This window comes from Bradyrhizobium sp. SOJA106, from assembly GCF_059448745.1.
Genome location: NZ_CM182549.1, coordinates 6341927 through 6359644, shown reverse-complemented (window position 1 = coordinate 6359644; position 17718 = coordinate 6341927). Strand labels below are relative to the sequence as shown.

Genomic DNA, 17718 nt, shown 5'->3' with positions numbered 1-17718 from the left:
GAGATCGTTGATTGCGGGAAGGCACAGTCGTGCCTTCCCTGGCATGTCAACCTTCCGGCTATTTCCCGGAGCCGGCGCCGCCGCCGGCTTGGCTGCCCATATTGTTGGTGTTGGTGCCGCCCGCGCTCGGCGACTGCGTGCCCTTGCTGCTGCCGGCCTCGTTCTGCATGTTCGACGACTTACCCGTTGTCATGCCCTTGGTCGCGGGACCTCGCGAGGATTGACCGACGCCGCCCTGACCGGTTGCGTCTGGTGCGGGTTGTGTCTGCGCAAAGGCGCCACTGGCCGCCAGCGCCATGAGGCAGGCGGATGCGAGAACGACTTTCTTCATCAGGGTCTCCCTGGGTTGGTGTTTGGACAACCGGGACGCGGGAGCAACGTTCCGGGGCGACGGCCGCCCGGATCGGCCGGAGCCGGGCCGATCGTCGGGGTTCCCTGTGCAGCTCGCCTGACGTAATTTGCAGCACGCGATACGAGGTGAGGACGACGCAATGAGGAAGCTTGCCGCCATCGCAGCGGTTCTGTTCTGGTCGACATGCTCATTCGCGCAGGATCGCAGCATCACCGTGGCCTCGACGACGTCGACGGAGCAGTCTGGCCTGTTCGGCTATCTCCTGCCGCTTTTCTCGAAAGCCGAGGGCATCGAGGTGAAGGTCGTTGCCGTCGGCACTGGCCAGGCGCTCGACATCGGACGGCGTGGCGATGCCGATGTGGTGTTCGTCCATGACAAGCCGGCGGAAGACAAGTTCATGTCCGAAGGGCAGGGCGTGAAGCGCTTCGACGTCATGTACAACGACTTCGTCGTCGTCGGCCCGAAGGCCGATCCCGCGCATATCGCCGGTGGCAAGGATGTCGCTGACGCTCTGCGCAAGATTGCGGCGGCGAAGGCGCCGTTCATCTCGCGCGGCGACAAGTCCGGCACGCATGCGGCCGAGCTGAGATTGTGGAAAGAGGCAGGCATCGACATCGCCGCCGGCAAGAACAGTTGGTATCGCGAGATTGGGCAGGGCATGGGCCCGGCACTGAACATGGCTTCGTCGTCGAACGCCTATCTGCTGTCGGACCGCGGCACCTGGCTGTCGTTCAAGAATCGCGGCGAGCTTGCCATCCTGACCGAGGGCGACAAGCGGCTGTTCAATCAGTACGGCGTCATGCTGGTAAATCCGGACAAGCATCCGAACGTGAAGGCGAAGGACGGGCAGGCCTTCATCGACTGGCTCGTCTCGCCGAAGGGGCAGGATGCGATCGCCGGCTACAAGGTCGGTGGCGAGCAGCTATTTTTCCCCAACGCGTCCCACTAGCAGGAATGCGACGGTCGACACCGCGACGCTGAGCGCGAGCAGGATCAGCCCGAGCCCGAGCGCCAGCGGCAGATCGCCCTTGCTGGTCTCCAGCGCGATCGCGGTTGTCATCGTGCGCGTGAAGCCGCGGATGTTGCCGCCGACAATGATGATGGCGCCGACCTCGGCGATGGCACGTCCGAACGCCGCGAGAAATGCCGTCAGCAGCGAGGTCCGGCCCAGCGCGAGCAGGAGCGCCATGCTGCGCAGGGCCGACAGTCCGTCGATCCGCGCGAGGTCGCCGTACTCCGCCCACAGCAGGCTTGCCGGCCGGTGCACCAGCGCCACCACGATCGGCGTGGCGAGCAGGGTCTGCGCGATCACCATGGCAGTCGGCGTGAACAGAAGGCCGGCCGCCCCGAGCGCACCGGATCGCGACAGCAGCAGATAAAGCGCGAGCCCAACCACGACCGGCGGAAGGCCGAGCAGCGCATTCGTCAGCACGATGATGACCTGCCGCCCGTGGAAACGGCAGATCGCAAGCAGGGCCCCGAACGGCGCGCCGATCACGAGGGCGATGATGCTGGCGGTCAGGCTGACGCGCACCGACAACGCGACGATGCCCAGCAGCTCGGCATCGGCTTCGCCGATCAGCGCAAAGGCTGCGGCAACGGATCGCGCGAAATCGTTCATTCGGCCGGGCGGTTCGGCGCCGGGCAGAATGCCCCGGGATCATCGATGTCGAAGCTGCATGATCGGGTCACGGATTGGTCTCTGCTGGTCTTGCCGACCTGTGCAGAATACCCGTGGGAATCGATTTGGAAACGCGATTCATTTCAGAAAATGAATTTGGGGCCCGTTATACAGGCTCACCGGACGGGAGCTTGGAAGTGCTCCAGGTTTCAGAGGCTCCGGACCATAGCCAGCGTGCCAGCAGAACGGCAAGAGCGGCCCCGATGAGTTGAGCGGTGATGAAAGCCGGAATACCCCGAGGGGCGATCCCCGCGAACGTATCGGACAGCGAGCGGGCGATGGTGACCGCGGGATTGGCGAACGACGTCGACGACGTGAACCAGTAGGCTGACGTGATATAGAGGGCGACCGCGTAAGGAACGGCCGCGGGCGTCCGATAGCCGACGCCAAGGACCGTCGACAGCAGGCCGAAGGTGGCGACGGCCTCGGCCAACCACTGTCCAGCGCCGCTGCGTTCCGTGAGCGAGAGCTGGAGGACGGGAAGCTCGAACATCAGATGCGCGAGCCCTACGCCTGCGATCGCGCCGGCGATCTGAGCAGCGACGTAGGCCGCAGCGTCACTCCGTGACACCTCGCCGCGCAAAGCAAATGCCAACGTCACCGCCGGATTGAAATGCGCACCCGATATCGGGGCGAACGTCAGGATCAGCACGACGAGAGCAGCACCGGTGGCGATGGTATTGCACAGCAGCGCCAGCGCGACGTTTCCGCCGGAGAGTCTCTGCGCCATGATCCCGGAGCCGACGACGGCTGCAAGCAGGAACGCCGTCCCGAGCCACTCGACAAAGATTCGCTGTGCAGGGCCCGGCATCAGGCGCCGCGATCCAGTCGGACGCGCTCGCCATCTTCCTTGACGAATTCGCCGTGCTGCGCCGGCAGGAGATCGAGCACAAGTTCAGAGGGGCGGCAAAGCTTCACGCCTTTCGACGTCACCACGATCGGCCGATTGATGAGGATCGGGTGCGCCATCATCGCGTCGAGCAATTGCTCGTCGGTCAGTGCCATGTTGCCGAGCCCGAGCTCCGCGTAAGGCGTAGCCTTCTCGCGCACCGCCTCGCGTACTGAAATTCCCATGCGAGCGATCAACTGCTGCAACAGCGCTCGCGACGGCGGCGTCTTCAGATATTCGATCACGTGCGGCTCGATGCCGGCGTTGCGGATCATCGCAAGCGCGTTGCGCGACGTTCCACAATCGGGATTGTGGTAGATGATCGCGTCCATTCGAGAACCTCCGCGCTCAGCAGCCTGCCTTTGAGGCTGCCGGCGCCGCCTGCGGCGCGCAGCAGGCCGATTGCGGCTGTTGCTTCTCGTGCGCGACCCGCCCCCGGTTCTCGCCGCTGCCGTCACCGTAATCGGTGCTCTCGCCCGTGGTGTGGAAGGTTTCCCAAGCGATGCCGGCGGGATCGTCGATCCAGGATTTTTCCGACTTCGCATAGCAGCAGGTGGTCTGGCCCTGTTCGATGATGTCGCCGCCGGCCTCGCGCAGACGCGCATAGACCTCCTGCAGCTCCTCGCCGGTCTCGACCTGGATACCGAGATGGTCGAGCCCTGCCGCGCGTCCGCGCGTCGAGATGGCAAAATTCACGCGGGGATCTTCGAGCATCCATTTGGCATAGTCGGATTTCACGACCGACGGCTCGCTTGCGAACAAGGCGGAGTAGAACCCGATCGAGCGGGAGAGATCCTCGACGGAGACGTGAACGTGCAGGCGCTTCATGATCGGTCCCTTCAGGCTGGCACCTTGCTGCGCTTTCGCGCGGATGTCGCGGGCGCTGCAGGAGCGCAGGACGCTCCGCCGCAGCAGTTTTCGGTCAGGAAGCCGACGAGCGCATTCATCGTCTCGAAGCGCGCCGCATAGATCATCGAGCGCCCCTCGCGCCGGACGCTCGCAAGCCCCGCCACCCGCAGCCGGTCGAAGTGGAACGTCAGCGTGTTGGGGGCAAGATCCAGCGCCTCGGCGATCGCGCCCGCGGCCATGCCCTCCGGCCCGGCCTGCACCAGCAGGCGGAACACGTCCAGACGATTATCCTGGGCAAGCGCGGCGAGCGCTGCGACGGCATCTGTCTTTTCCATATTTCAACGATTATGGAAATATTTGACGTCTGTCAATCGAGATCGGGGCGGGACCGCCCCGATCTCGATCTGACGACCGGGCCTTTGGGCCTCAACGTTTCACGTTGACCGTTACGGAGAGCGCTGCGCCTCGAAGTTCTGCTGCCAATAGCGCGCGATCTGATGGACCAGGGCGGCGGCAGGGAACGTATTTGAGCGTCTGCGCTTCCGACCTTCCATTTTCCAGCGACCAGCGAACGAAGTCGATCGCGGTTGAGGCACGCTGCTGTGATTTCGGCACCTTCGGCATCAGCACGAAGGTCGTCCCCGTGGATCGGATCGGCGTCTTCGCCCGGCGCATTGGTCAGCACGAGACGGAAATCGGTGCGGCTGTGAGTGATGTACTGTGTGACGTACTGATCGCAGGTTATTCTGGAGACATCGACAATGGCCTGGGCATCGGCCGGCTCTGCAGCCGTCACCGCGCCAGAGAAGCCGAGCAGCAATCCGAACTGCTTCAACTTGCAGGCTATGCATGAGGTCCCCCATCGAGCATCAGTTCGCGAGCGCTGCATCGTCCGATTGATCTAGAGAATCAAGAGGATCAAGACAGGCAGCGGCTCCCAGCCGCCCTCTGTCGCCGGCTGCGGGAAGGAGAAGACCGGAAATCGAGGCAAATCTCCCGGCCAAGGCGCCAATCAGGCGCTTTGGCCCATAAGGGCGGCTTTATTCCCGCCTCGGATGCTTTAAGGAAGGGGCATGATCAGGTCGCCCCCGCCCTCGGGCAGTGCTAGACCCTGATGCAGAAACACTGGGGCGGGCCCTACCGGCGCGCCCCGCAAGGATAAAGGATGTGAGGCAATGATCCAGACCGTTGGCATCATCGGGGCAGGGACCATGGGGAACGGCATTGCGCAGGTTTGCGCCGCGGCCGGGCTCTCGGTCGTGATGGTCGACATTTCGGATGCGGCGGTGAACCGCGGGCTTTCGACCGTCGGCGGCAGCCTCGAGCGCCTAGTCAAGAAGGAGAAGATCTCGGCGGCCGATCGCGAGGCGACGCTGAAGCGCATCACAGGCACCACCGATCGCGCCAAGCTCTCCGACTGCGACCTGGTCGTCGAAGCGGCGACCGAGAACGAGGAGCTCAAGGTCAAGATCCTGAAGGATCTCTGCGCCACGCTGGCGCCGCGCACATTGGTTGCGACCAACACGTCGTCGATCTCGATCACCAAGCTCGCCGCCGCAACCGATCGTCCCGATCGCTTCATCGGCATGCATTTCTTCAACCCGGTTCCGGTGATGGCGTTGCTGGAACTCATCCGCGGCTTGCAGACCTCCGACGATACCCACGCCAAGGCGCTCGATTTCGCCCAGCGCGTCGGCAAGGTGGCGATCACGGCCAAGAACAGCCCGGGCTTCGCCGTCAACCGCATCCTGTGCCCGATGATCAACGAGGCGATCTTCGCGCTACAGGAAGGGATTGCGACGGCGGAAGAGATCGACGCCGGCATGAAGCTCGGCTGCAATCATCCGATCGGGCCGCTGGCGCTGGCCGATCTGGTCGGCCTCGACACCATGCTGTCGGTGATGGAGGTCTTCTATAAGGGCTTCAACGACCCTAAATACCGGCCGGCCCCCTTGCTCAAGGAAATGGTCGATGCCGGCCATCTCGGCCGCAAGACCGGGCAGGGCTTTTATACTTACGGCACCTGATCATGGTGCAGGCGGCGGGCCTTCGCGTCCGCCGCCCGATCCCCGCAATTTGCGCTGCGACAAAGACGCCGCGCGCAAGTGGCCCGACAATGTCGAACGGGCGGCTCGCGGGAACAACGAAACGGAAAACAAAGGACAATGTCGGATCGACTGAAGGCTGAGCGCGAGGCGGCGGCCGCGCGGCGGAACCTGTTGACCCAGGATGCAATCGAGCGCACCGGAATCACCGAGGAAATGATCGGGGAACTCGTCACCCGCTTCTACGGACGCGTGCGCGAGGACGCACTGCTGGGGCCGGTGTTCGCGATCGTCCAGAATTGGGACGAGCACCTCGCCAAGCTCAAAGATTTCTGGTCGTCCGTCGTGCTGATGAGCGGCCGCTATCATGGCTCGCCGATGCGGGCGCATATGCCGCTGAGTCTGGTTGGCGATCATTTCGACCGCTGGCTCGAGCTGTTCGAGCAGACCGCGCGCGAAGTCTGTCCGCAGCCGGCGGCTGCGCTGTTCATCGACAAGGCGCGGCGCATCGCCGACAGCTTTGAAATGGCTTCGGCCACCATCGCAGGCCGCATCGCTTCGCCGCGTCACGTGCTGAGGTCCTGAAATACAAATCGCCTGCGTGAGACGCAAAGGCTTGGCGTCGCGATGGCGCGCCGCACCAATTCCAGCATCATCGGTCTGATCTGCAAAATCATCATGCCGTTCGCGCGGTGCGACGTAGAAGTCGCGAAAACGCGCGCGAACGCGTTTATTCTCGCTCAATCAAAGCGAGCAAAGCCATATTGATGCATTGCGGCGCCAATTCTTTGCCTTGTTTTCGGCAGAGTTCCAGCGCCTGCTAGCGGGCATGGCGAGCGCACCGTTCAACACCCATTCTCTATCCTCCGAGACCATTGCGGAACCCGAAGCTGACGCGTGTAGGGAGCAGACGCGACGAGCGATCCTGCTCGGCGCGCTCGCCAGCACCGCGTGTCTCGGCTGTTCCACACAGGCGCACGCGGGCGAGGATCCGCCGGGCTCCGACGAGCGGCCACAGAAGGGCGACGTGCTCGTCTTCTCCGAAGGAGACCAGGAGGGAAAGCTCGTCACCCCAGCTGATCTGCCGGCGGGCGGGCCGCCGGTGCATGCTTGGCCGAAGGACCCCAAGACATCGGTCGTGCGCAGCGCCTCGCGCCTCAACGAGATCCTGATCATCCGGCTCGATCCCGCCGAGCTCGACGAGAAGACCCGCGCGCGCGCGGTCGACGGCATCCTTGCCTATTCGGCGATCTGCTCGCATGCCGGCTGTCCCGTCACTGCCTGGGTCAAGAGCGATGTCAGCGACAAGGATGTGTTCAAGTGCATGTGCCACAATTCCGAATACGATCCTCGCGAGGGCGCGCAGGTGGTGTTCGGGCCGGCGCCGCGACGGCTTGCCGCGCTGCCGCTGGCGCTCGCTGACGGCTCGCTCAGCGTCGCTGGCAACTTCATCGGAAAGGTAGGTGGCACGCAGCCAGGATGATGGACGGTGCGGGTTGGGCCCGCGTCACGAGAGGCCGCATCCGCCGAGGGGCGGACGACGGGACGAACGACAAGAATTCAGAACAAGAATTCAAGCGGATGAAAAAGAGGAACGTCCATGAAAACGTCCATGACCAGGAAGCAATGGTACCTGTCCGGCTTCGTCGCCTTCACGTGTCTTGTCTCGACCGCCGCAATTGCCGGCCCGATCGAGAGCTACGCGCCAGTCACCCAGCAGCGGTTGGAGAGTCCCGAACCGGGCAATTGGATGCTCTATCGCCGCACCTATGACGGCCAAGGCTACAGCCCGCTCGACCAGATCAACACCTCGAACGTCAAGAATCTCACGCCGGTCTGGACCTTTGCCACGGGCGTCGTCGAAGGCCACGAGGCCCCGCCGATCGTCAACAACGGCGTGATGTTCGTGGCAACGCCGATGGGGCAGGTGATCGCGCTCAACGCGAAGACCGGCGACGAGTACTGGCGCTACAAGCGGCAGCTCCCCGACGATCTGTTCCAGCTACACCCCACGAGCCGCGGCGTCGGTCTCTGGGAGGACAAGCTCTATCTCGCCACCACCGACGACCATGTCGTCGCGCTCGACGCCAAGACCGGCAAGGTGGTGTGGGACACCAAGGTGCAGGACTACAAGAAGGGCCAGTACATGACCCTGATGCCGCTGATCGTCGACGGCAAGGTCATTGTCGGCGGCTCCGGCGGCGAGTTCGGCGTACGTGGCTATGTCGCGGCCTTCGATGCCAAGGACGGCAAGGAGCTGTGGCGCACCTTCACCATTCCCGGCGAGGGCGAGCCCGGTCATGACACCTGGAAGGGCGACGACTGGAAGAATGGCGGCGGCTCGGCCTGGATGACCGGCAATTACGACAAGGACACCAAGACGATCTATTGGGGCGTCGGCAATGCCGCGCCGTGGCCCGGCGAGATGCATCCCGGCGACAATCTCTACACCTCGTCCGTGCTCGGGCTGGATCCCAGCACCGGCAAGATCAAGACCTATCACCAGTACCACCAGAACGATTCCTGGGACTGGGACGAGGTCGAGGCGCCGATGCTGATCGACCTGCAACGCGACGGCCGCAACATCAAGAGCCTGGTCCATCCGGGACGCGACGCGATCTTCTGGGTGCTGGAGCGCACGCCGACCAAGATCAACTACGTCGCCGGCTGGCCGTTCGTCTCCACCGACGTCTGGAAGGGCATCGATGCGGAGACCGGCAAGCCGATCGTCGATCCCGACCACAAGCCGGTCATCGGCAAGCGAGTCGAGTTCTGTCCGTCGCTGTGGGGCGGCAAGGATTGGCCGTCGGCGGCCTACAGCCAGAAGACGGGTCTCGTCTATGTGCCAGCCAACGAGAATTTCTGCGGCGGCTTCACCGGCGAGAAGCTTCCGCTCAAGCCGGGTGAGCTTTGGCTCGGCACCAAGCCGGAGGACATCGGCCTGAAGGCGAAGCCAGGTGCCGATCATTTCGGCGAGCTCCAGGCCTGGGATCCCGTCACGGGCAAGAAGGTGTGGCAGCACAATTTCCCGAAATCGCAGCTGTTCGGCTCGGTGACGGCGACCGCGGGCGATCTCGTCTTCGCCGGCGGCACCAACGACCGCAACTTCCGCGCCTTCAACGCCAAGACCGGCGAGCTCTTGTGGGAGCAGAAGACCAACTCCGGCATCATGGGCATGCCGGTGTCCTATGAGGTCGACGGCACCCAATATGTCGCGATCCAGTCCGGCTGGGGCGTCGACGCGCAGCGCATCCAGGATGCGCTCGCCACCAACAATATCGGCATCGAGTCCAACGTGCCGCAAGGTGGCGTGATCTGGGTGTTCGCGCTGAAGAAATAGCTTCGCGGCGGATCGACGAAAGCGGAGCAGCAGGGGGGTGGAGAATGCGGCGGACGGCGACGTCCGCCGCATTTTGCATGTGACGACGCGCCTTTGCCGACGCGTCTCGTCACGTTCTTGGTGCCGCGGCAAAGGTCGTGGATCACCGGGATAGACGTGAGCGGAAGCGACGCCGTCCTTCGGACGGCTATGCCCGGCCATGACGGTGCGGCAACGCTACTGCGCAAAACGCTGGAGGAGCGCTACTTCCCCTCGCGCTCGACCTTGTCCTTTTCTTTCTGGTTCATCTCCCGAACCTTCGGATCCGGATCGCTCTGCCCGGTGGTCTGGGTGGTCGAAGGGGGCGGAGCATTGGCGTTGGGAAGCGAGTTCTGGTCCGGCGCGGCGGGGCGCGTCGCGGTGGCCGGGGGCGTCGTTTTGCTTTGGGCGAACGCGCCCGTCGTGGTCATGAAAAAGGCGCCCGACAGCAGCGACACTGCGAGCGCCTTTGAGATGTTGGTCATCGATCTGCTCCCTGTCAGATCGATGGAAACGGCGCGAGGGCGCCTTGTGTTCCCCGCTCAGGGCTCGGTTCACCTCCCCCCGAGGGGAGAGGTGAACCATGAACAGCCCGCCGAACCTAGTTTCGTCAGGCCCTAGGTTTCGAGTTGCTTGCCGAGCGGAAGGTTGCGGATGCGCTTTCCGGTCGCGGCGAAGATCGCATTCATCATCGCCGGCGCGAACGGTGGAACGCCGGGCTCGCCGACGCCGCTCGGCGGCGTGTCGGGTCCGGGCGGAACGATGTAGACGTTAGTGACGAGAGGAGATTCATCCATCCGGATGAGCTGGAAGTCATCGAAGTTCTTCTGCTCCACCTTGCCGTCCTTGAAGGTGACCTCGCCGTATTTGGCAAGGCTCAACCCCATGATCGCCGCGCCCTCGATCTGCGAGGCGATGCGCTCGGGATTGACATAGGTACCGCAATCGATCGCGGTGTCGACCCGCGGTACCGTCAGCTTGCCCTTCTCGTCGACGGCCACCTCGACGATGGTCGCGATGTAGCTGACGAAGCTGCGGTGGACCGCGATGCCGAGGCCATGGCCCTTGGGCATCCGGCGGCCCCATTCACCCTTCTCGGCGACCAGCTCGACCACCTTGCGCAGGCGCGCGGTGTCGATCGGATAGCTGTCGAATGGCTCGCCATAGTTCCACAGATCCTTCACCGCCGGCTTGACGATGCGCGGACTGCCGATCAGCGCGAGCAGCGTCTCCTTCTGGTCGCGGCCGGTCGCAGCCGCGATTTCGCCGACCATCGACTGCACCGCGAAGGCGCGCGGAATGTTCGAGACCGAGCGGAACCAGCCGATACGGGTGAACGCCGCAGCTTCCGGATTCTCGCAGGTGATGTTGGCGATCTCGAACGGCATATCGACGAGGCCCATGCCGAGCTCGAAGGGAGCTGCGTGGTTGGCGCCCGCGGCGAAGGTCGAGGCGATCGTCGGTGCCACGCTGCGATGGCGCCATGCGATCACCTTGCCGCTCTTGTCGAGTCCCGCCTCGATCCGTTCCACCGAAACCGTGTGCAAGAAGTCGTGATGGAGATCGTCCTCGCGCGTCCATTGCACCTTCACGGGCGCGCCCAGTTCTTTCGAGAGGAGGGCAGCCTCGAGCGCAAAATCGCATTTCGACTTGCGGCCGAAGCCGCCGCCAAGCAGCGTAACGTTGACGGTGACGTTACCCTCGGGAATGCCGAGCGTCTTGGCGACATCCTCACGGGTGCCGCCGGGGCTCTGCACCGGCGCCCAGATCTCCGCCTTGTCGCCCTTGACGTCGGCGACCGCCACCGGCGGCTCCATGCTGACATGGGCGAGGTGCGGCAGATAATATTCGCCGACGATGACCTTGTCGGCGCTCTTCAGCGCGGTGTCGGCATCGCCCTCCTGGCGCACGACGAGGCCGGGCTTGCGCGCGGCCTCCTCGAGCTCCTTGCGATAGGCGACCGAGTCGTACTTGCCGTTGGGGCCGTCGTCCCAGGTCAGCTTCAGTGCGTCGCGGCCCTTGATCGCCGCGCCGGTGTTGCGCGCAATCACCGCGACGCCGCCGAGCGGCTGGAACTTCGACGGCCATGGCCAGCCGCGCACCTGCATCACCTTCTCGACGCCGGGAATCTTCAGCGCATCGTCCGGCTCGAACTTGACCAGCTTGCCGCCAGTCACCGGCGGCCGCGCGATCACGGCATATTTCATGCCGGGCAGGCGTACGTCGGCGCCATATTGCGCCTTGCCGGTGGTGATGTCGTGGAGATCGACGATGCCGACCTGGCCCTTGCCGAGATAGCGGAAGTCCTTGGGGTCCTTCAGCTTGAGGCCTTCGATGCTCGGCACCGATTCCTTGGCGGCGTCGGCCGCGAGCTCGCCAAAGCCGAGCTTGCGACCGCTGGCGCTATGGACGACTTCGTGATTGACGGCCTTGACCTCGGTCGCCGGCACGTTCCAGCGCTTGGCCGCGGCCTGCTCCAGCATGGTGCGGGCGGAGGCGCCGATCTGGCGCATCGGAATCAGGTAATGGCGCGTGCTGCGCGAGCCGTCGGTGTCCTGGTTGCCGAACTTGACCTCGTCGCCATGGGCCTGCTGCACCTTCACCTTGGACCAGTCGGCTTCCATCTCCTCCGCCACGATCAGCGGCAGGCTGGTGCGCACGCCGGTGCCCATCTCGGAGCGATGGGCGAGGATGGTGACGACGCCGTCGGGCGCGACCGCGACGAAGACGCGCGGATCGACCACGATGCCATGCGGCATCTTGCCGGCGCCGGTCTCATAGGCGAAGGCCTGACGCGACATCACGGGTGCGGCGAGCACGAAGCCGCCGGTGATGCCGAGCCCCTTCAGGATGGTGCGGCGCGAGATCTTCTCGACTTTGATGTTCTTTTCGAAGCCGCGGAGCTTGCCCGGATTGTCGATGAAATTCATATCACACCCCCGTCGATGCGAGATGGACCGCGTTCTCGATGCGCTGATAGCAGCCGCAGCGGCAGATGTTGCCGGCCATCGCCTCGCGGATCTGGTCATGCGACGGCTTCGGGTTGTCCATCAATAGCGCGGCGGCCTGCATGATCTGGCCCGCCTGGCAGAAGCCGCATTGGGGCACGTTGACCTGGCGCCAGGCCTTCTGCACCGGGTGGTCGCCGTTCGGATGCAGTCCCTCGATCGTGGTGACCTCGCGTCCGGCGACGTCGTTGATCGACGTGATGCAGGAGCGCACGGCTTCCTTGTCGACGATGACGGTGCAGGCGCCGCACAGGGCCTGGCCGCAGCCATATTTGGTTCCGGTCAGCCCGGCCTCGTCGCGCAGGAACCAGAGTAGCGGGAGATCCGGGTCGCCATCCCAGCTCTGTTCCTGGCCGTTGATCTTCACCTTGATCATGATCGTCCCTCGCTCTTCATAAGCATATCGAATTCAAATGCGCCGATTTGGATCGGCAGTGGTTCGTGCGTCGTATCGCCAGATATCTGCCGTCATCCCGCGCGGGCAGATCCCGGAGGGAGGCAGGTAATGGCGATGTCCGGATGTGCTCGATACCTCCCGTTTTGTTCTTAGTTGATTGAACGGCATCGTGACGGCGCGATCGTAGCAGAGATCGCGCCGACCCGGCGTTCACAGCCGAGTGTTCTCACCGGGAAAAGATTGCATCGATGGTTTGTCAAAAGCAGGGCGCGACGTCACACCGCGCGCATCCTAGGCAGGCACACGAAAAAGGCTTCGTCCGCGAGAAAGACTGCACGGACGAAGCAGGATGCCTCAGTCGAGGGAGGGAGAAACGCAGACACCGCGGACTTCAATCGGGAAGCAGGCGGCACTGCGCAGTCATTCAGAGACCAGGACTGAGGAGCCAATGGCTCTCTCGCATACGCGCCGCACAGAAGCGGCGGGGCACGCCGCGATCGTTCCGAGACCGGGCCCCGTCCGGCTCGCTGGCCTTCGTCGGCGCTGGCGAGTGGACGGGGCAGAGCCTGTGTTCAGGCGGCCTCGTTCAGGCCGCTTTGGCCTTGGCGACGTGGGTCGCGATCGCGTCCATCAGTGCGGGTGACAGGCAATCATAGGGCTCAAGCCCAATTTCCTTCAGCCGCGCGCGGATGCCCGCCATCTGCTCCGGCTTCACACCCGATTCGATCACGGAGGAGACGAAGGCGGCGAATTGCGGCGCCTGCCAGCCCTGCTCCTGGAACAGTTCGGGATGGATGAAGTCGAGGCCGTAGAACGGATGGTTCTTGTTCTCGATGCGGCCGTACATATGCGTGCCGCAGGCCTTGCAGGCGTAGCGCTGGATCACCGCGGAAGGATCGACGATCTGGAGTTTATCGCCGTTCTCGGTCACGGTGACGTTCTGGCGCGGCACCACGGCGACGACCGAGAAGGTCGCGCCCTGCGGCTTCCAGCACTTGGTGCAGCCGCAGGCGTGGTTGTGGGCGACATCGCCCTTCACCGCGACCTTGACCGGGTGGTCCTCGCACTTGCAGACCAGCGTGCCGCCGGCAAAGCTGCCGCTGCCCTGTTTGATGCCGTTATCGATCGAGGGATGGAGTGCAACAGTCATGAGTCGATCCTCCTTGGGTGCGATGCCTGTGGGCTAGTACACGACGACGGAACGGATGGATTTGCCCTCGTGCATGAGGTCAAAACCCTTGTTGATCTCTTCGAGCTTGAGTACGTGGGTGATCATCGGATCGATCTGGATCTTTCCGTTCATGTACCAGTCGACGATCTTCGGCACGTCGGTGCGGCCGCGCGCGCCGCCGAAGGCGGTGCCGCGCCAGTTGCGTCCGGTGACGAGCTGGAACGGGCGGGTGGCGATCTCCTTGCCGGCTTCGGCGACACCGATGATGATCGAGGTGCCCCAGCCGCGATGGCAGGCTTCCAGCGCCTGGCGCATCACGGTGGTGTTGCCGGTGCAGTCGAAGGTGTAGTCGGCGCCGCCGTCGGTGAGGCCGACGAGATGCTGGACGATGTCGCCCGTGACCTTCTTCGGGTTGACGAAGTGGGTCATGCCGAACCGCTTGCCCCAATCCTCCTTGGAGTCGTTGATGTCGACGCCGATGATCTTGTCGGCGCCAGCCATCTTGGCGCCCTGGATCACGTTGAGGCCGATGCCGCCGAGACCGAACACGATGACGTTGGAGCCCGGCTCGACCTTGGCGGTGTTGACGACGGCGCCGACGCCAGTGGTGACGCCGCAGCCGATATAGCAGCTCTTGTCGAAGGGCGCGTCCTCACGGATCTTGGCGACCGCGATCTCGGGCAGCACGGTGAAGTTCGAGAAGGTAGAGCAGCCCATGTAATGATAGATCGGCTTGCCCTTGTAGGAGAAGCGGCTGGTGCCGTCGGGCATCACGCCCTTGCCTTGCGTCGCGCGGATCGCGGTGCAGAGATTGGTCTTCTGGCTCAGGCAGCTTTTGCACTGCCGGCATTCCGGCGTGTAGAGCGGAATGACGTGGTCGCCCGGCTTCACCGAGATCACGCCGGGACCGATCTCGCGGATGATGCCGGCGCCCTCATGGCCGAGGATCGAGGGGAAGATTCCCTCGCTGTCAAAGCCGTCGAGCGTGTAGGCGTCGGTGTGGCAGATGCCCGTTGCCTTGATCTCGACCAGGACCTCGCCGGCCTTGGGTCCTTCCAGATCGACTTCGACGATCTCGAGCGGCTTCTTGGCTTCGAAAGCGACGGCGGCACGTGTCTTCATCGGTAGCTCCTCAAATTCTCAGCAGACGCCAGGAAGTAGTCTTGGCAGTCTCCGCAACGTTCATTTCTTGCCCATGCAGGCGTCTTCAGCCTTGGTGTAGGCCTCCGTCTTCTCTTCCTTCTTCGAAGGACGCTGCCGGCCCCAGGCTTCGGTGGAGCGCGCGCGGAGATAGACGTAGAGATCGTCCATGTAGCAGGCGACATTCGGGTTGTCGCCGAACGCCGGCATGACGTTCTCCTGCGCGGTCGAGATGTTCTTGCGGCCGGAGGCGACGACGCCGAGGAAATCGCCGTAGCTCATCGTCTTGACGGAATCCTTCAGCGCCGGTGCGTAAGTGGATCCCATGCCGTCGGGGCCATGGCAGACGTGGCAGTCGGAGTGATAGCGGCGGTAGCCGGAATAGGTGAACCAGTCCACGGTGCCATCGGCCGAAATCTTGTAGGTCGGGTTTCCTTCCTTATCGAGCCATTTGCCGTCGTCTTCCTTCTTCACGGCGGTCGGGTCGCCCGGACCGTCCGCGATCGCAATTCCTCCGGACCCAACGAAGATCATCGCAGCAATGACAATGCAGAGTTTACGCAAGAGATTTTTCCTCGGAAGGCGTTCGGTGGAGACGAACCGGCGCGTGGAACGATCCACGCGCCGGAGCGATGTTGAGAGACCTAGTTGGGCAGCGAGAACACGGTCAGCGTACCGCCGAGAGCCGTGTAGTTGCTGAGCGCGGCGTAGCCACCGACTGCGCCGAGACCCGCGGTCGGATCGGTCAGACCCGCTGCCAGACCGATGCCGGCCCAGCCACCCACGCCGGAGAGCACGGCAACATACTGCTTGCCGTTGTTCTCGTAGGTGGTGACGTTGCCGATGATGCCGGAGGGAGTCTTGAACTTGTAGAGCTCCTTGCCGGACTTGGCATCGACCGCCTTCAGGTAGCCTTCGAGCGTGCCGTAGAACACCACGCCGCCGGCGGTCGCGAGCGCACCCGACCAGACCGAGAACTGCTCCTTGTTCGACCAAACGATCTTGCCGGTCTTGCCATCCCAGGCGATGAAGTTGCCCATGTGGCTCTCACCCTGCGGCGGATACATCGAGAGCGTCGCACCCACATAGGGCTGGCCCGCGGTGTAGCTCACCTTGAACGGCTCGTAATCCATGCAGACGTGGTTGGTCGGAACGTAGAACAGCTGCGTGTCCGGCGAGTAGGCCGCCGGCTGCTCGTCCTTGGTGCCGAGCGCGGCCGGGCAGATGCCCTTCACGTTGTGGTCTTCACCGGCCTTGTCGGTCGAGGCTGCGTCGAGCACCTTCGGACGGCCATAGGTCGGCGAGTTTTTGTCCATGTCGACGCCGGAGGTCCAGTTCACCTTCGGATCGTACTTTTCGGCGACCAGCAGCTCGCCCGTCTCGCGGTCCATCGTGTAGGCGAGACCGTTGCGGTCGAAATGAGTCAAGAGCTTGCGCGCCTGGCCGTTGATCTGCTGATCCGAGAGGATCATCTCGTTGACGCCGTCATAGTCCCATTCGTCATGGGGCGTCATCTGATAGACCCACTTGGCTTCGCCGGTGTCCGCGTTGCGCGCGAAGATGGTCATCGACCATTTGTTGTCGCCCGGACGCTGCTTCGGATTCCAGGTCGAGGGATTGCCCGACCCGTAATAGACGAGGTTCAGAGCGGGATCGTAGGACATCCAGCCCCATGTGCAGCCGCCGCCGATCTTCCACTGATCCCCCTGCCAGGTCTTCAGGCTGGAGTCGGCGCCGACCGGCTTGCCCAGCGAGGTGGTGGCGGAGGTGAACTTGATCTGGTCATCCGGACCTTCGGAGAAGGCGCGCCAGACCTGCTTGCCGCTCTTGAGATCGTAAGCGGTGACGTGGCACTGCACGCCGAATTCGCCGCCGGAGATGCCGACGAGCACCTTGTCCTTGACGACCAGCGCCGCCGAGGTGCCGGTCTGGCCCTTGCTGGGATCGCCGTTCGTCGCCGACCAGGCGACCTGGCCGGTCTTGGCGTCGAGCGCGACGAGGGTGGTGTCTGCCTGATGCAGGATGATCTTGCCGTCGCCGTAGGACAGGCCGCGGTTAACTGTGTCGCAGCACATCACCGGGATGACGTTGGGGTCCTGCTTGGGCTCGTACTTCCAGATGATCTTGTTCTCATTGGAAAGGTCAATGGCGTAGACCTTGTTCGGGAACGGCGTGTGGACGTACATGACGTTGCCGATGATCAGCGGGCCGCCTTCATGGCCGCGCAGCACGCCGGTGGAGAAGGTCCAGGCAACCTGGAGCTTGCCCACGTTTTGTGCGTTGATCTGGTTCAGCTTGGAATAGCGGGTATTGGCGTAGTCGCCCGCCGGCATCACCCAGTCTTTCGGGTTCTGCGACATCTTGATCAGCTCATCATTGGCTGAGGCGCTGCCGACGGCGAGAGCCGCCGCGGAGCCAAGATAGGTCGCCAGTAGCACCTTGCGCATAGTTATTCCTCCGTTGGTCTCGTTTATTGTTTCCGAAGCATTGATCAATCACCGGGCTTCTCGTCCGGCGTCTGCTCGTGCAGGGCGGTCACGATTGGGACCAGAAACGATGCTGTGCTGCTTCCTCCTCCTGGATGAGAGTCACGGGTCCACGTGCAGGAGCGGCCCGTTCTTGTTGTTCCTGACACAATCCCTAACGGCTTCGTCATCGGGAAACTTGCCCAAGAGAGAAGGCGGTTTGCTTGACAGCGCACGGAGGCGAAGATTTTGATTTTGCAGTAGCGAATTCAGCGGCTTCCGCGCGGCTTCTGGAGCGCCGTCAGCACTCAGGTTCCCCTTGACGGCGGTGCAACTAAGGCGGAGGATTAACTTTGAAGGGTG

General features: G+C 63.6%; 19 protein-coding genes. 6 read left to right on the top strand and 13 right to left on the bottom strand.

Annotation, left to right across the window (positions count from 1 at the left end; all coding sequences use genetic code 11):
- Positions 1-58: 58 nt before the first annotated feature.
- Complete coding sequence (locus AC5V87_RS30000; RefSeq protein WP_495368613.1) at positions 59-331, bottom strand: hypothetical protein; 273 nt, start codon at positions 329-331, stop codon at positions 59-61.
- Positions 332-491: 160 nt separating this feature from the next.
- Here AC5V87_RS30000 and AC5V87_RS29995 point away from each other — a divergent pair, with 160 nt between their 5' ends.
- Complete coding sequence (locus AC5V87_RS29995; RefSeq protein WP_495368612.1) at positions 492-1301, top strand: ABC transporter substrate-binding protein; 810 nt, start codon at positions 492-494, stop codon at positions 1299-1301.
- Here AC5V87_RS29995 and AC5V87_RS29990 read toward each other — a convergent pair.
- The 5 genes from AC5V87_RS29990 to AC5V87_RS29970 all read right to left on the bottom strand — a co-directional run bounded on the left by AC5V87_RS29990 (position 1275) and on the right by AC5V87_RS29970 (position 4106).
- Positions 1275-1973, bottom strand: coding sequence for an ABC transporter permease (locus AC5V87_RS29990; RefSeq protein WP_456836828.1), 699 nt, complete (start codon positions 1971-1973; stop codon positions 1275-1277). The two genes, AC5V87_RS29995 and AC5V87_RS29990, sit on opposite strands and share 27 nt — an antisense overlap.
- Positions 1974-2139: 166 nt before the next feature.
- On the bottom strand, positions 2140-2844 hold the full coding sequence (locus AC5V87_RS29985; protein ID WP_456836829.1) for an aquaporin: 705 nt from the start codon (positions 2842-2844) through the stop codon (positions 2140-2142).
- A complete protein-coding gene (gene arsC, locus AC5V87_RS29980) occupies positions 2844-3254 on the bottom strand; it encodes an arsenate reductase (glutaredoxin) (protein ID WP_456836830.1) in 411 nt (136 codons plus the stop codon). The genes AC5V87_RS29985 and arsC overlap by 1 nt, the downstream gene beginning before the upstream one ends.
- A gap of 16 nt (positions 3255-3270) precedes the next feature.
- Entirely contained in the window at positions 3271-3750 is a 480-nt protein-coding gene (locus AC5V87_RS29975; protein ID WP_456836831.1) for an ArsI/CadI family heavy metal resistance metalloenzyme, read from the bottom strand.
- 11 nt (positions 3751-3761) lie between these two features.
- Entirely contained in the window at positions 3762-4106 is a 345-nt protein-coding gene (locus tag AC5V87_RS29970; RefSeq protein WP_456836832.1) for an ArsR/SmtB family transcription factor, read from the bottom strand.
- 191 nt (positions 4107-4297) lie between these two features.
- Between AC5V87_RS29970 and AC5V87_RS29965 the strand changes: the two genes are divergently transcribed.
- From AC5V87_RS29965 to AC5V87_RS29945, 5 genes are all read left to right on the top strand, one after another.
- Positions 4298-4624 (top strand): hypothetical protein, encoded by a 327-nt coding sequence (locus AC5V87_RS29965; protein ID WP_456836833.1) that lies wholly within the window; start codon positions 4298-4300, stop codon positions 4622-4624.
- A gap of 322 nt (positions 4625-4946) precedes the next feature.
- On the top strand, positions 4947-5798 hold the full coding sequence (locus AC5V87_RS29960; protein ID WP_495368611.1) for a 3-hydroxybutyryl-CoA dehydrogenase: 852 nt from the start codon (positions 4947-4949) through the stop codon (positions 5796-5798).
- A 138-nt stretch (positions 5799-5936) separates the two neighbouring features.
- Complete coding sequence (locus AC5V87_RS29955) at positions 5937-6401, top strand: group III truncated hemoglobin (protein ID WP_456836835.1); 465 nt, start codon at positions 5937-5939, stop codon at positions 6399-6401.
- Positions 6402-6645: 244 nt separating this feature from the next.
- Complete coding sequence (locus AC5V87_RS29950; RefSeq protein ID WP_495368610.1) at positions 6646-7299, top strand: QcrA and Rieske domain-containing protein; 654 nt, start codon at positions 6646-6648, stop codon at positions 7297-7299.
- 129 nt (positions 7300-7428) lie between these two features.
- Positions 7429-9156 carry a methanol/ethanol family PQQ-dependent dehydrogenase gene (locus tag AC5V87_RS29945; protein ID WP_456836837.1) on the top strand — a complete coding sequence of 576 codons (1728 nt, stop codon included), beginning with the start codon at positions 7429-7431 and terminating at the stop codon, positions 9154-9156.
- 242 nt (positions 9157-9398) lie between these two features.
- Here AC5V87_RS29945 and AC5V87_RS29940 read toward each other — a convergent pair whose 3' ends face one another.
- The 7 genes from AC5V87_RS29940 to xoxF5 all read right to left on the bottom strand — a co-directional run bounded on the left by AC5V87_RS29940 (position 9399) and on the right by xoxF5 (position 17337).
- Positions 9399-9659 (bottom strand): hypothetical protein, encoded by a 261-nt coding sequence (locus AC5V87_RS29940; protein WP_456836838.1) that lies wholly within the window; start codon positions 9657-9659, stop codon positions 9399-9401.
- A 132-nt stretch (positions 9660-9791) separates the two neighbouring features.
- Complete coding sequence (locus AC5V87_RS29935) at positions 9792-12104, bottom strand: xanthine dehydrogenase family protein molybdopterin-binding subunit (RefSeq protein WP_495368609.1); 2313 nt, start codon at positions 12102-12104, stop codon at positions 9792-9794.
- Between the two features lies 1 nt (position 12105).
- On the bottom strand, positions 12106-12558 hold the full coding sequence (locus tag AC5V87_RS29930) for a (2Fe-2S)-binding protein (protein WP_129274700.1): 453 nt from the start codon (positions 12556-12558) through the stop codon (positions 12106-12108).
- A gap of 607 nt (positions 12559-13165) precedes the next feature.
- Positions 13166-13729 (bottom strand): S-(hydroxymethyl)glutathione synthase, encoded by a 564-nt coding sequence (gfa, locus tag AC5V87_RS29925; RefSeq protein WP_456836840.1) that lies wholly within the window; start codon positions 13727-13729, stop codon positions 13166-13168.
- A 33-nt stretch (positions 13730-13762) separates the two neighbouring features.
- Positions 13763-14872 carry an S-(hydroxymethyl)glutathione dehydrogenase/class III alcohol dehydrogenase gene (locus tag AC5V87_RS29920; RefSeq protein WP_495368608.1) on the bottom strand — a complete coding sequence of 370 codons (1110 nt, stop codon included), beginning with the start codon at positions 14870-14872 and terminating at the stop codon, positions 13763-13765.
- A 60-nt stretch (positions 14873-14932) separates the two neighbouring features.
- Positions 14933-15424, bottom strand: a complete 492-nt coding sequence (locus AC5V87_RS29915; RefSeq protein ID WP_456843258.1) for a c-type cytochrome, methanol metabolism-related — start codon at positions 15422-15424, stop codon at positions 14933-14935.
- Positions 15425-15534: 110 nt separating this feature from the next.
- On the bottom strand, positions 15535-17337 hold the full coding sequence (xoxF5, locus tag AC5V87_RS29910) for a lanthanide-dependent methanol dehydrogenase XoxF5 (protein WP_456836842.1): 1803 nt from the start codon (positions 17335-17337) through the stop codon (positions 15535-15537).
- Positions 17338-17718 lie beyond the last annotated feature (381 nt).

Bases quoted from the DNA above. Each gene is read 5' to 3' on its own strand.
- AC5V87_RS30000 (WP_495368613.1), bottom strand. From the start codon at position 331: ATGAAGAAAGTCGTTCTCGCATCCGCCTGCCTCATGGCGCTGGCGGCC.
- AC5V87_RS29995 (WP_495368612.1), top strand. From the start codon at position 492: ATGAGGAAGCTTGCCGCCATCGCAGCGGTTCTGTTCTGGTCGACATGC.
- AC5V87_RS29990 (WP_456836828.1), bottom strand. From the start codon at position 1,973: ATGAACGATTTCGCGCGATCCGTTGCCGCAGCCTTTGCGCTGATCGGC.
- AC5V87_RS29985 (WP_456836829.1), bottom strand. From the start codon at position 2,844: ATGCCGGGCCCTGCACAGCGAATCTTTGTCGAGTGGCTCGGGACGGCG.
- arsC (WP_456836830.1), bottom strand. From the start codon at position 3,254: ATGGACGCGATCATCTACCACAATCCCGATTGTGGAACGTCGCGCAAC.
- AC5V87_RS29975 (WP_456836831.1), bottom strand. From the start codon at position 3,750: ATGAAGCGCCTGCACGTTCACGTCTCCGTCGAGGATCTCTCCCGCTCG.
- AC5V87_RS29970 (WP_456836832.1), bottom strand. From the start codon at position 4,106: ATGGAAAAGACAGATGCCGTCGCAGCGCTCGCCGCGCTTGCCCAGGAT.
- AC5V87_RS29960 (WP_495368611.1), top strand. From the start codon at position 4,947: ATGATCCAGACCGTTGGCATCATCGGGGCAGGGACCATGGGGAACGGC.
- AC5V87_RS29955 (WP_456836835.1), top strand. From the start codon at position 5,937: ATGTCGGATCGACTGAAGGCTGAGCGCGAGGCGGCGGCCGCGCGGCGG.
- AC5V87_RS29950 (WP_495368610.1), top strand. From the start codon at position 6,646: ATGGCGAGCGCACCGTTCAACACCCATTCTCTATCCTCCGAGACCATT.
- AC5V87_RS29945 (WP_456836837.1), top strand. From the start codon at position 7,429: ATGACCAGGAAGCAATGGTACCTGTCCGGCTTCGTCGCCTTCACGTGT.
- AC5V87_RS29940 (WP_456836838.1), bottom strand. From the start codon at position 9,659: ATGACCAACATCTCAAAGGCGCTCGCAGTGTCGCTGCTGTCGGGCGCC.
- AC5V87_RS29935 (WP_495368609.1), bottom strand. From the start codon at position 12,104: ATGAATTTCATCGACAATCCGGGCAAGCTCCGCGGCTTCGAAAAGAAC.
- AC5V87_RS29930 (WP_129274700.1), bottom strand. From the start codon at position 12,558: ATGATCAAGGTGAAGATCAACGGCCAGGAACAGAGCTGGGATGGCGAC.
- gfa (WP_456836840.1), bottom strand. From the start codon at position 13,729: ATGACTGTTGCACTCCATCCCTCGATCGATAACGGCATCAAACAGGGC.
- AC5V87_RS29920 (WP_495368608.1), bottom strand. From the start codon at position 14,872: ATGAAGACACGTGCCGCCGTCGCTTTCGAAGCCAAGAAGCCGCTCGAG.
- AC5V87_RS29915 (WP_456843258.1), bottom strand. From the start codon at position 15,424: ATGATCTTCGTTGGGTCCGGAGGAATTGCGATCGCGGACGGTCCGGGC.
- xoxF5 (WP_456836842.1), bottom strand. From the start codon at position 17,337: ATGCGCAAGGTGCTACTGGCGACCTATCTTGGCTCCGCGGCGGCTCTC.